The organism is Tenacibaculum sp. SM2510, assembly GCF_057002845.1.
Map to the genome: position 1 here is coordinate 285,623 of NZ_CP192703.1, position 12,727 is coordinate 298,349.

Genomic DNA, 12,727 nt, shown 5'->3' on the forward strand with positions numbered 1-12,727 from the left:
AAAGGTAGTGAGCTTGCAATTAAGCAGTTTCTTCCCTATTCTTATAGCCATTGTTAGCTACTATGGTTTTGTAGACTAAGTGCTAAACTATTTTTTTTCTTAGATATTTAGTCCGTAACGAGTACAAAAAGAAGGTCCCTTTTTATTATATAATTAAGTTGTTATTACTAAGTATCGCTATGCTAAACCAAAGTAAATACAAACTAAGGCAAGGGTATCAAAAAAACCGTGTACTGCAATAACAAACCACAAATCGTACGTACGTAAGTAGAATATCAGTGCTAAGAGGCCTCCAACAGTTCCTGCAACAATTTGTCCTGTAATTCCTTGATAGCTGTGCATAAAGCCAAAGAAGCAGGCAAGTAAAATGATATTAAGTGCAATACTGATTTTAGTTTTTCCAAAGAATTTTACAAATTGTTGCATAAAATAACCACGAAATATAATTTCTTCTCCAAACCCTGCAGTAGCCCATACTATTAATAAAGCAATTAAACAGGCAGGAAGATTTCCTCTCAATTCCTCAAAACTTGAATAATCTATAGGGACTCCTGTAAGTTTTGTAACTCCTGGAACTAATACAAAGACATAAAAAGAAAAGAGTCCTAGCGCAACTAATGGAGCAAGTACGAAGATGTTCTTAAAAGTGAATTTTTTATGTTGAAATCCAAGTGCGGAAAATGGTTTTCCTTTGTATTCTATATAATTAGCTATAATGATTAATATAGAAATTATGATGTTTTCTATGTAATTTATTCTGATTGGTCCAAACCATATAAAAAAGATGATTGCAATGGTTATTAATGGAATTAATGTTTGTCGTAAGTTAATCTTGTTCATTGTTTTTTGATTTTAAATTCTAAACGAAATAATGAACAAAATCACTGAAAACCTCTTTAAATACCAATTTTTTTACTGAATGGTTGTAAATTATAACTGAATAGTCGGTAATTTTTGTAGTCTTTTATTGAAACCAATTCATAAATGCTTTTCGCTTGTAACGACTGATATTGATTTGAGTAATAGTATCGTTTTTAATGGATGCTTTTAAGTGAATACGTAACTTACCATTTTCAATCTTTTCAATTTGCTCTACCGCATCTTTGTGAATAATAATTTGCCGATTGACTCTAAAAAATAATTGATCATTTATTTTTTCATCGAGCTCATTTAGTGTAAAATCGGTGTTAATTGTAGTACCATCATTCTGAACAGTATATACAATTTTGTTTTCACTGTAAAAGCCTGCAATATTTTGATAAGTTAGTTTCTTTATTTTCGTACCGCTTTCAATAGTAATTTCAGCCTCTTTTAAAGATATCTTATATAAATCGTATAGGTCTTGTGCATATAATACACCTATGAGACTAAAACTCAATAATAAAGTAATAAGCAAACCAATTATTAAATAATAAAACTCAACTTGTCCACCTGTAATTTCACCTATAATAAGGTTTATAGGAATATACATGATTGTAACATATCCCAGCGTAGAAGCCAAAAACCAGATAATTGAGACAATTTCTACCTTTTTAGAGAAGTGTTTCTTCTTGTAAAATTTAAAATTGATATCCGCTATAATTCCAATGAGAACACATAAAATAATAGTTGATAGAAAACCTTCTATGGGGAATCTATACGATTCACTACCAAGAAAATTCTCTCGCGTTGCTAAATGGTTTACAGCTAAAGAGAAAATTGTTAATACAATTGCTTTTTGAAGCCAACGCCATGTTGTACTACCGATAAATGTACGCCATAATATTTTTACGTTATTTTTGTTGGGTTGTGTAGTACTCATGAATTAGAAACTCTTTTTTTGTTGGGACATGTTTGGGTTAGAACACTTTTATTAGCGCTAACTTCAATGATATGATTCCGTTTTAATGATTTATATCAGCATTTAGGGAAGTTATCAGATTTTGCATTAAGAATCAAACCAAACTTATTTCATTTTTTCGAAAAAGGTTAATTTATAGTTAGGTAATGCTTTAGGGTTGGTAATTTTTATCATATCTTTTAATACTAAATCAGGTCTAATAGGGGCTAGCTCAAAATAAATAAGTCCGCCTGTTTTTCCTTTTTTAGTACCAATAGTGTAAATATTATCAGCATGTAAAGCGTCAAACTCTTTATAATGTTTGTTAGCCGTTACTATTTGTTCTTTTGTTTCGTACAAACCACAACCTATCCAATAATCAGCTTTTTTTCCTTTATCTAAAACACTTTCAAAACTTAATTGTAAACTACCAGTTCCTTTTGTTTCTTTCCAAAAATAGTTTAAATGAGCATCTTTAAAAAATGTAGCAATAAAACTATCGCCGCCAGGTACATTCCACACATCTTTAAACATGCTACCAGATAAAACGGTTGGTGATTCTGTGCTTTTTTTAGCTATTTCTGTAGCTTCTAAATATCCTTTTTCAATACTATTAAAAACACTGTCAGCTTCTTTTTCTTTGTTAAGAAGTGCTCCAAAAAACTTAATCCATTCTGCTCTTCCTAACGGAGTTTCTTCAAGCCATTCGCCATTAAAAATAACAGGTATTCCTGCTTTTTTTATATTTCCATATAATTTACTATTGGGGTGTAATGAAAAACCAACAACCAGTTCAGGTTGTAAATCCATTAGTTTTTCAGTATTCATATCTTGTTCAGACCCTAGTTCAACTATTTTACCTTCTTCAATTCTTTTTCTAGTTTTTTCTGAAGAAATATATTTAGCATGAGGAAAACCAACTAATTTATTTTCGCTATTTAAAAGCTCTAACATTGGTATGTGCGTTGTGCTTGTAACTACTAACGTATTTACCGGAACTTTAATTTCGTTTTTAGCAATATCTGTTTTATTAGTAAGTGTAAATTCAAACTGCTTTGTAGAGTTTTGAAATACTTTTTTAATGATTAATTTTTTTATGCCATTTTCAGAAACAATATCAAAACCTTTAGCATATTTAATCGGGCTTTGAGTTGTAACTAATTTTTGAGTATCTTTTTTTTCTGAACTTTTACATTGAATAAAAAAAAGAGCAACGAGAATAAGTAATAAATAATGTTTCATTTGGTTAAAGTGTAAATTTTATAATATGTCCGTAATTGAGTTTTAAATCGAAAGAGTTTTCTAAAGAACCTTTATTTATGTAGGACCATAAACTTCTAATAACACCTGCGTGAGTAACAATAACAATGCGTTCTTTATTTAATTTTTTAAGTTCTTTTAAAAACTGAACTGTTCTGGTATGTAAATCGATGTAAGATTCGCCATTAGTAGCAGCAATATTCACAAAGTCATTCATCCAAATATCTAGTTCTTGTTTGTTAATATCGTTCCATTTTTTAAGTTCCCAATCTCCAAAATCGAGTTCTTTTAAGCGGTCATCATAAATAATGGTCTCAGAAAGTTGTTCTGCTAATAATTTGCAACGTTGCAGCGGACTCGAATAATAAATAGTTTCAGTATTATTCACGGGAACTTCTTTTAAAATAGGTTGTAACTCTTTTAAAAAAGTATTGGCAACGCCAATATCAGCTTGTCCATAGCAAATTCCTTTTTGAATATCGGGGGTTGTATGTCTAACTAAAATAATTTCCATATAGCAAGTAATGATAAATAAAATATAACTTCTGAAGCTTGTTGTAAGGCACCAGCACAATCGCCAGTTTGCCCGCCAATCCATTTTTTAAATAAACGGCTCATATATAAATAAATTAGTAACAACGGAATTAAAACTCCAAAAACTCTAATATCTTGAAAGAAAATAAGAGGTATTATTCCGAAAAAACCAGAAATCACCAACGCTTTTGTACTCATTTTTTGCGTTGTAGGTTTCACTTTAGCGGTATCAATATCTCTTACATATTCATGCGTATATAATAAAATAGTTGCCATAAATCGGCTAATAGCATGCCCCGAAATAAGTATTAGAGGAATGTTGTTTAAATTATTATGTAACTCGTTTAAGCTCGTTATTTTTAAGGATAATATGGCTATTATTCCCACAACGCCATAGGTTCCTAAACGAGAATCTTTCATGATGGTTAATATTTTTTCTTTCGTCCAACCACCACCAAATCCATCGCAAACATCAGCAAAACCATCTTCATGAAAAGCACCTGTAGTCCAAATAGAAGCAATACAACTTAAAATAATAGCGATTAAAGGATTAAAAATAAAAGAAGCTCCGTAAAAAACAACTGCCGAAATTGTACCTATAAGAATACCTACTAATGAAAAATAGCGACTACTTTTATTTAAAATTTCAGGAGAATGATTTACCCATTTTGGACAAGGAATTCTGGTAAAAAATAAAACTGCGGTTAAAAAATAATGGATTTTATTTTTCATAATTTTAAGCTTCAGATATATTAGCACTTTTAAAAGTTGCCATTTCATTTAAAAAACTAACAGCGGCTTTTACAATAGGAAAAGCAATGGCGCTACCGGTACCTTCGCCTAAACGTAAACCGATATTTAATAAAGGTTTTGCATTTAAAAAAGACAGCATTTTTTCATGACCTTGCTCGCCAGAGGTATGGCAGAAAATACAATAATCAACTACGTTTTTATTAATAGCCTGCGCGGCTAATAAAGCAGCAGTAACAATAAACCCATCAATTAAAATTGTCATTTTTAAAGTTGCGGCTTCTAACATTGCACCACACATCATTACAATTTCAAAACCGCCATAAGAAGCTAAGGCGTCTAAAGGCTTTTTAATGTTTTTTTGATGCAAATTAATTACTTCTTTTAATATTTTGGCTTTTTTAAGAACACCTTCATCATTTAAACCAGTTCCTTTACCAACACAATTTGCAATGGGAGTATTTGTAAAATGACTCATTAAAAGAGCTGCAGATGACGTGTTACCAATACCCATTTCACCAAAACCAATGATATTTGTGCCTTGGTTGAATAAGCTTTTAACTAGTTGTTTTCCTTTTTCTAAAGCCAACAAACAATCGCTTGTTGTCATTGCTTTTTCAACACTATAATCTTTTGTACCTTTTGCTATTTTGGCATTTATTAATTTTGAGTTTTTATCAAAATCACCGTTAACACCTGCATCAACAATTGTCAAATCAATATTATTTTGATTACAAAAAGCATTAATAGCAGCTCCGTTATTCAAAAAATTTAATACCATTTGTTGGGTTACTTCCTGCGGATAAGGACTCACAGGATTCGAATTTACAATTCCATGATCTCCAGCAAAAACAACAATACTAGGTTTTGATAAAATAGGAGAGAGGCTGTTTTGAATTTGACCGATTTGCAAAGCAATCGTTTCTAAAACTCCTAACGATCCTATAGGTTTTGTTTTAAAATCTATTTTATCTTGAAGTGCTTCTTTAATAGCAGTTGAGAGTGGTGTTATATCAGTAAAATACATGTATCTTATTTTAAAATTAAAGGTAAACCAGAAACCATAAAAGTGGCTTTGTTAGCTTTTTTTGCAATGTATTGGTTTGTCCAACCTTGTAACTCTGTAAATTTTCTACCAATTTCAGTATCGGCATGCAAGCCCATACCTATTTCGTTAGAAATAATGATAATTGTTGCATCTAATTCAATCAATTTATCAATTTCATTTTTAGCCAATGTTAAACTTTGTTGTACATCATTTTTAGTATCAACATAAAAATTGGTAAGCCATAAAGTAACACAGTCAATAACAACGGTTGCTTTTTTAGGAATTACGGTACTAATGTTTTTTTCTTCTTCAATAGTTGTCCAACGTTCATCTCTATCAGAAATATGTCTGTCTACACGGTCTTTAAAATCAGCATCCCAAATTCTTGAAGTAGCCAAATAAAAAGGAGTATCAGATAAAGACTCAGCTAATTGTTGTGCGTAACTACTTTTTCCTGAGCGTTCTCCGCCAGTTACATAATACATCATATTAAAGAAATAAATTGAAAGCAAAGATTAGAAAGATTTTTTAGAAAAAGATAATAATAATAGAGAACTATGTATTTTAGCCGTTCAAACTAATTTATATGAAAGTTTCCTCGTTTATGCCCGCAGTAACCCAAATGATTTATGATATGGGATTACAAGAATATTTAGAAGGTGTTACATTTGAGTGCCCTGCAATTGCTTTAGAAGAAAAAAAAGTAGCAGTGCGTTATAAATTAGAAGGACAAACATTAACGAGTGAAGAAATTAATACAATTTTTTCTAAAACAAAGACAGAAGGTGGAACATTATACTATGTTGATGAACCTGCCTTAGAAAGTATAGCGCCCGATATTATTTTTACGCAAGATGTTTGTGACGTTTGCCAGATAGATACCGAATCGGTAGCAAAATCGGCCTATAAACTAGCTAAAGTTCCTGAGTTAATTTCTATTACGCCAAACTCATTAGAAGATGTTTTTAATAATGCTTTAACCATTGCAAAAGCAATGAATAAAGAAGATATTGGTGTTAATTATGTAAAGCAACTTAAGGAACGTATTTACAAAATTGTAGATACGCAAAGAGCTAATAGATTAGAAGCTAAAAGCGTAATGTTATTAGAATGGATTGATCCTTTATTTAATTGTGGTCATTGGATTCCTCATCAAATTGGTTATGCTGGTGGTATTGATTTATTATCACATCCGTCAGGAGATAGTATTGTAATATCTTGGGATAAAATAGTAAAATACGATCCTGAAATATTAATTATAGCTCCTTGTGGTTATGGTATAGAAAGAACAATGGAAGACATGCGTTTTTTAGAAGAAAAACCAGCATGGAACTCTTTAAGAGCAGTGAAAAATAAAAAAGTATTTATTGCTGATTTTGCAATGTTTACGCAATCGTCTGCCAGTACTTTGGTTGATGGTGTTGAGTGTTTATCTGCAATGATACATCCTGATTCTTTTAAAGTGTCAGAAAAACTTAAAGATAAGTTTTCTATCTATAATGATTTATTGGTATTAGATTCTTAAATAAATACCATACATTTGTGCAAAATTTAAGGTTTTGATGTTAAAAGTAATTAACATCAAATTAAAAGGGAATTTGGTTAAATACCAAAGCTGTTCCCGCAACTGTAAGCTATAAAGCTTGTAATTACTCTTTAAGTCACTGTTTATTTATAAATGGGAAGACCAATTACAAGACGCAAGCCAGGAGACCTGCCTAGATTTTAATTAATTCAAACTTTCGGGATAAAGGTTTTTAGGATATTTATGAAGAAACAGCTACTTTTTACATTCTTTTTTATTGTTGCTTTTTGCTCATTTGCTCAAAATGATCCCATTTCTAATATACTAGAAGAGGTTATTGTTATTGCTGATAAAAAATTAGTTAAAAACTCTAAAGGTTATAAAATACAAACATTAAACGATTCTATTATTACAAAAAATGTAGAGTCGTTCAGTTCTTTATTACGATTCAATTCACCAATTTATATTCGAGAATACGGAGCAGGAGGAACAAGTTCTGCTAGTTTTAGAGGTACAAGTTCATCTAACACAGCAGTTATATGGAATGGTATAAATATTAACTCGGTAAACAATGGTCAAACTGGTTTTAACTCATTAACAGTTAATTTAGTTGATGCGATTGATATTAGAAGTGGTGGAGGAAGTATAGAATATGGGTCTGGTGCAGTTGGCGGAACAATTCATTTAAATGATCATTTAAAATATAAAGAAAAAAGAACTATTAAAAATCAGATTGTAGCTAGTATTGGTAGTTTTAGTACCTATAATAGCTTGTATAAATTTAATCTGTCAACTAAGAAAATTGCTTTAAAATTTGGCGTTTCTTACAACGAATCTGAAAACGATTATAAATTGTTAGGAACCGATTTTAAAAACGCCAACGGTGCCTACGATAACCTAAATTTAAGTATTGGGTTTGGTTATAAATTTTCTGATTATTCGCAATTAAAATTTTATAGTACCAATTATTCAGGGCAACGTTTGTTTTCGGGAGAATTACCTGACCCAAGAGGTGCTAATGAAAAGTATAAAGATTTTAATAATAGAAATTTATTAAGTTATAATTACAATACTGCTATTTATAATCATGAATTAAAAGTGGCATTCTTAACACAAGAATATCAGTATTTTGATAATAAAAATTCTGATGATTATTCTTTTGGTAAATCAAAAAGATATCTAATTAATTATAACTTCGGATATAAAATACCATCCATAAAAGCAAAAATAAGTTCTTATTCAGAATATGAAACTGTTTTTGGAAGTACCGATGAAATACAAGAAAAAAATAGAAAACAATTCTCTCAATCTATAATTTATAATCAGAATATTTATAATAAAGTATTTTTTGATGCCAAAATCAGAAAAGACTTTAATTCAGATTATGATGTTCCTTACAGTTTTGCATTCGGACTTAAAGCAAATACATTTAAAAATACTTTTGTAAGACTAAATGGATCAAAAAACTATAGAGTTCCTACTTACAACGATTTATATTGGCCTGGGCAAGGAAACTTAAATTTAATACCAGAAACAGCATTGCAAGGTGAGTTTGGTGTTGGTTTTAAAAATAGTAAGATAAAAACTGATGTAGGTATTTTTTACATTGCTGCCAAAGACAAAATAGTTTGGATACCGAATGGTAATCCTGACAGACCAGGGGTTTGGTCGCCAATTAATGTATCAGAAGTAGAAAATAAAGGAGCAGAATTTACCTTGTCGTATAATAATAATTTTAATCAGCATTTTGTAAATCTTAACTTTAATTATAGTTATGTGGAAGCTAAAAATAAAAAAACGAATACTTTTTTACTTTTTACACCAAAACATCTTTTAAACGGAAGTTTAGGGTATTCGTATAAAAAATTCAGTTTTTTTTATCAGCAGTTATTTACGGGAATGTCTTTTACTACTGAAAGTAATTCTAAAAATTTTACAATTCCGCATTTTTTTGTAGCCAATATAGGTGGTGATTATAAAATTTTAAATCAACAAAAACAACAATTGTCTATTGGTTTTAAGGTGAATAACCTTTTTAATAAATTGTATATCACGCAACCTAGAAGACCAATGCCAAATAGAAATTTTAATATAAACATAAACTATAAATTTTAAAATGATGAAAATTAATAAATTACTTACACTTGTAGCTTTGGGAGGTATTCTTTTTACTTCATGTAGCGAAGATAATACACCAGATTTACCAAAAGGAGATTACGACAAAGGTATTTTAATAAGTGGTGAGGGTAGTGGAGCAGGTACAGGATCTATATCTTATGTTTCAGATGATTTAATAATAAATGAAAGTTTAATATATAAAAAAGTTAACAACGGTGAATTAGGAATTTATTTACAGTCAATGGCTTTTGATAACGACAGAGCTTTTATTGTGGTAGATAATCAAAATACAATTACGGCTGTTGATAGGTTTACTTTTGAAAAAGTAGGAACTTTAACAGAAAACTTAGATGCACCAAGATACATGGCTGTAGCAAAAAACAAAGGTTATGTTACAAATTGGGGAACTACAGGAGCTTTTGTTGCTGTTTATGATATGAACGATTATAGCTTCATCAAAAAAATAGCTATAAGTAGTGGTCCTGAAAGAATTTTAGAAAGAAACGGAAAATTATATGTTTCACATAAAGGAGGATTTGGAACTAACAATGTTATTTCGGTAATAGATATAGCTACAGATGAAGTAGGAGAGATTGAAGTAAATGATAATCCAGATGAAATGTTTTTTGATAATTCAGGAAATTTAGTTGTTCTATGTGAAGGAGCAGTGCTTTATGATGCAAGTTGGAATGTTATAGGAGATACTACAAGTAGTATATCTAAAATTAATGTTAATACAAAAGAAGTAAGTGAGTTAAGTTTTACCGAAGGAACGCATCCTTCTTTAATGGTATACGAAAACGGAGACATTTACTATAGTATTAGTAATAAAGTTTTCAAAATGAATGCTTCAGATACTAGTTTACCTAGCACTGAATTTTTAACAATTGCTTTATTTGAAACTGGATATTCTTCTTTTTATGGTATGGAAGTAGAAGATAATAAGTTTTATGCTTTAAGTACAAGATTTTCTGATGTGAGCGAATTAAAAATATACAACTTAAGTGATAAAGCAGAAATAAAAACAGTAGAAGCACCCGTAGGAGCTTCTAAAATTTATTTTAATAACTAGATAGAAGCCCCCCAACTATTAACTAGTTTTTAATATTGATACAAAGAGAAAAAGGGGAGAATTGCAAAGTAAATAGTGAAAAGAAAAAGAAGAGAAAATCCTACCTTAATTGGTGGGATTTTTTTTATAAGAATTTGTCGCTAATATTTTTAGAAGGAATCATACATGCATCCTTCTTGCCAAACCAACGGTACCTATTTTTAGCGATGAAATCATAGACTATATTTCGTATGCCTTCAGGTATAAATAAGAAAACTTGTGTAAGTTTCCAAAAACCACCAAACTTATTCATAATTTTTAAAGCAGCAGTAGCTTTAATCTCGTAAGAAATATTTGGTGCGTATAAAATAATAGTATCTACTTTTAAAGTATCTATACCCAAGTGATTTGTTATTTTTTTTCCAATATCAGATTGTATAGAAGCAAACACAAAGCTGTTTTTTTTATCATAACGAATAATTCTTAACACCGCTTTATTGCAAAAATTACATATTCCGTCAAATAAAATTATCTCCTTATCCTTTGGTAAATCAATCATTTAATGCTTTTTATTTAGATTATTACAAAAATATAAATAAAAAATGTAACATTATTAAACAATAAGCGTCTAGTAATAAAGTAAATAAAGGCTTTAGGGTAAAACAACCTTTATTTTAATATAACAATTAACTAATACTATGATTCGAATAGAAAACCTACACAAATCCTATCCAATAGGTAAAGATTCACTTCATGTTTTAAAAGGATTAGATTTACATATTAAAGAAGGTGAATTTGTTTCGATTATGGGGTCTTCTGGATCAGGGAAATCAACTTTATTAAATATTGTAGGTTTATTAGATACACATGATGAAGGTAATTATTATTTAAACGGAGAATTAATTGAAAATTTAAATGAGAAAAAAGCAGCCATCCTACGTAATAAGTTCTTGGGGTTCATCTTTCAATCATTTAATTTAATATCGTACAAAACAGCATTAGAAAATGTTGCTTTGCCTTTATATTACAAAGGAGTTGCTAGAAAAGAACGTTTAGAAATAGCATTAAACTACCTTGATAAAGTAGGTTTAAAAGATTGGGCACACCATTTACCAAACGAACTTTCGGGTGGTCAAAAACAACGTGTTGCAATCGCTAGAGCATTAGTAACGAAACCAAAAGTAGTGTTAGCAGATGAGCCAACGGGAGCATTAGATTCTTCTACTACAGATTCTGTAATGGGTTTATTACAAGAAATTAATGATGAAGGAATGACTGTTTTTGTAATTACACATGAAGAAGAAGTTGCCGAACAAACCAACAGAATTGTACGTTTAAAAGATGGTGTTATTATAAGTGATGAATACACCAAAGCAAAAGCAATTTAATTATGTTTGATTTAGATACTTGGAGAGAAATATTTCAAAGCATAAGTAAAAACAAACTACGATCTATATTATCTGGTTTTACAGTGTCTTTTGCTATTTTACTATTCACCTTACTTTTTGGTATTGGTAACGGACTTCAAAATACCTTTAAAGATCAGTTTGCAAAAGATGCTATCAATTCAATTTACATCAGTTCAAACAGCACAACCAAAGCTTACAAAGGACATCAAGTTGGACGAAGAATTCAATTTAAAAATGATGATTTTGAGTTTTTGAAAGAAGAATATTCTGATAAAATTCAAATGATAAGTCCGCGTATACAAAGAGGCTCAAAAGTTGTTTATAAAACAGAAGAAGATGATTATACAATAAGAGGCGTATACCCACAATATGATATATTAGAGTCAGCAGAGGTAACAGAAGGACGTTTTTTAAATTTTAGAGATCTAAAAGAAAAATCTAAAGTAATTGTTATCGGCCGTATGGTTGAAAAAGATTTATTCGGTCAATTAAGTGCTTTTGGTAAGCAGTTAAATATCGGCGGAATTATGTATAAAGTCATCGGTGTTTTTTCTGATCCCGGGGGCGATAGTGATGAGCGCTATATTTATATGCCATTTACTACCATGCAACAAATTTATGGTAATAACGACCATATTGGTGACTTCGGATTAACATACAACCCTAAATTAAGTATTGATGAAGCCATTGCGTTTGGAAACAAAATGCTTCGTGAATTAAAGAAGAAACACGAAATAGATCCGAACGATCAAAGAGGAATTAGAGTAAATAATTACGCATCGGATAACAAAGAGGTATCTAGTATGATGGTTGGTTTGGGTATTTTAATCTTAATAATCGGTTTAGGAACTTTAATAGCAGGCGTTGTAGGTATTAGTAATATTATGGTATATGTTGTAAAAGAACGTACTAAGGAATTAGGAATTAGAAAAGCCATAGGAGCACAGCCAAAATCGATCATTACGATGATTATGTTAGAATCAATTTTAATAACCGCTTTAGCTGGCTATTTAGGATTGGTAATAGGAGTTGGTATTTTAGAACTCGTAGGTCCAAGTTTAGAAAAATACTTTATTTTAAATCCAGGTGTATCACAGCCTGTAGTAATAGGAGCAACCATAACATTGATATTAGCAGGAGTGATTGCAGGTTATTTACCAGCAAAAAAAGCAGCACAAATTAAACCAATAGTAGCCTTAAGAGCAGATTAATT

Annotated in this window: 13 protein-coding genes and 1 riboswitch; of the genes, 5 read left to right on the plus strand and 8 right to left on the minus strand. The window is 30.2% G+C overall.

Annotated features, from left to right (window positions below; translation table 11 throughout):
- Nucleotides 1–177: 177 nt before the first annotated feature.
- The 7 genes from ACQ629_RS01185 to ACQ629_RS01215 form a co-directional block, all read right to left on the minus strand.
- The gene (locus ACQ629_RS01185) at nt 178–840 is read right to left on the minus strand and encodes a lysostaphin resistance A-like protein (protein ID WP_483706138.1); all 663 of its coding nucleotides are present in this window, start codon (nt 838–840) and stop codon (nt 178–180) included.
- Between the two features lie 124 nt (nt 841–964).
- Nucleotides 965–1,801: a LytR/AlgR family response regulator transcription factor gene (locus ACQ629_RS01190; protein ID WP_483706139.1), complete on the minus strand. Its 837-nt coding sequence runs from the start codon at nt 1,799–1,801 to the stop codon at nt 965–967.
- A gap of 144 nt (nt 1,802–1,945) precedes the next feature.
- Nucleotides 1,946–3,061, minus strand: coding sequence for an ABC transporter substrate-binding protein (locus tag ACQ629_RS01195; protein WP_483706140.1), 1,116 nt, complete (start codon nt 3,059–3,061; stop codon nt 1,946–1,948).
- Between the two features lie 4 nt (nt 3,062–3,065).
- Nucleotides 3,066–3,593 (minus strand): alpha-ribazole phosphatase, encoded by a 528-nt coding sequence (gene cobC, locus ACQ629_RS01200; protein WP_483706141.1) that lies wholly within the window; start codon nt 3,591–3,593, stop codon nt 3,066–3,068.
- The gene (locus ACQ629_RS01205; RefSeq protein ID WP_483706142.1) at nt 3,578–4,345 is read right to left on the minus strand and encodes an adenosylcobinamide-GDP ribazoletransferase; all 768 of its coding nucleotides are present in this window, start codon (nt 4,343–4,345) and stop codon (nt 3,578–3,580) included. The genes cobC and ACQ629_RS01205 overlap by 16 nt, the downstream gene beginning before the upstream one ends.
- 4 nt (nt 4,346–4,349) lie before the next feature.
- Nucleotides 4,350–5,390, minus strand: coding sequence for a nicotinate-nucleotide--dimethylbenzimidazole phosphoribosyltransferase (gene cobT / locus ACQ629_RS01210; protein ID WP_483706143.1), 1,041 nt, complete (start codon nt 5,388–5,390; stop codon nt 4,350–4,352).
- Nucleotides 5,391–5,395: 5 nt separating this feature from the next.
- On the minus strand, nt 5,396–5,899 hold the full coding sequence (locus tag ACQ629_RS01215) for a bifunctional adenosylcobinamide kinase/adenosylcobinamide-phosphate guanylyltransferase (protein ID WP_483706144.1): 504 nt from the start codon (nt 5,897–5,899) through the stop codon (nt 5,396–5,398).
- Between the two features lie 98 nt (nt 5,900–5,997).
- Between ACQ629_RS01215 and ACQ629_RS01220 the strand changes: the two genes are divergently transcribed.
- The 3 genes from ACQ629_RS01220 to ACQ629_RS01230 all read left to right on the plus strand — a co-directional run bounded on the left by ACQ629_RS01220 (nt 5,998) and on the right by ACQ629_RS01230 (nt 10,126).
- Nucleotides 5,998–6,936, plus strand: coding sequence for an ABC transporter substrate-binding protein (locus ACQ629_RS01220; RefSeq protein WP_483706145.1), 939 nt, complete (start codon nt 5,998–6,000; stop codon nt 6,934–6,936).
- Nucleotides 6,937–6,948: 12 nt separating this feature from the next.
- Nucleotides 6,949–7,147, plus strand: a riboswitch (cobalamin riboswitch).
- Between the two features lie 32 nt (nt 7,148–7,179).
- Nucleotides 7,180–9,051 (plus strand): TonB-dependent receptor plug domain-containing protein, encoded by a 1,872-nt coding sequence (locus ACQ629_RS01225; RefSeq protein WP_483706146.1) that lies wholly within the window; start codon nt 7,180–7,182, stop codon nt 9,049–9,051.
- A 4-nt stretch (nt 9,052–9,055) separates the two neighbouring features.
- Nucleotides 9,056–10,126, plus strand: coding sequence for a YncE family protein (locus tag ACQ629_RS01230; protein WP_483706147.1), 1,071 nt, complete (start codon nt 9,056–9,058; stop codon nt 10,124–10,126).
- A gap of 124 nt (nt 10,127–10,250) precedes the next feature.
- Here the strand turns inward: ACQ629_RS01230 and ACQ629_RS01235 are convergent, their stop codons facing one another.
- Nucleotides 10,251–10,664: a thiol-disulfide oxidoreductase DCC family protein gene (locus ACQ629_RS01235; RefSeq protein WP_483706148.1), complete on the minus strand. Its 414-nt coding sequence runs from the start codon at nt 10,662–10,664 to the stop codon at nt 10,251–10,253.
- A 139-nt stretch (nt 10,665–10,803) separates the two neighbouring features.
- Between ACQ629_RS01235 and ACQ629_RS01240 the strand changes: the two genes are divergently transcribed.
- Both ACQ629_RS01240 and ACQ629_RS01245 read left to right on the plus strand, forming a co-directional pair.
- Nucleotides 10,804–11,493, plus strand: coding sequence for an ABC transporter ATP-binding protein (locus ACQ629_RS01240; protein WP_483706149.1), 690 nt, complete (start codon nt 10,804–10,806; stop codon nt 11,491–11,493).
- A gap of 2 nt (nt 11,494–11,495) precedes the next feature.
- Nucleotides 11,496–12,725, plus strand: a complete 1,230-nt coding sequence (locus ACQ629_RS01245) for an ABC transporter permease (protein WP_483706150.1) — start codon at nt 11,496–11,498, stop codon at nt 12,723–12,725.
- Nucleotides 12,726–12,727 lie beyond the last annotated feature (2 nt).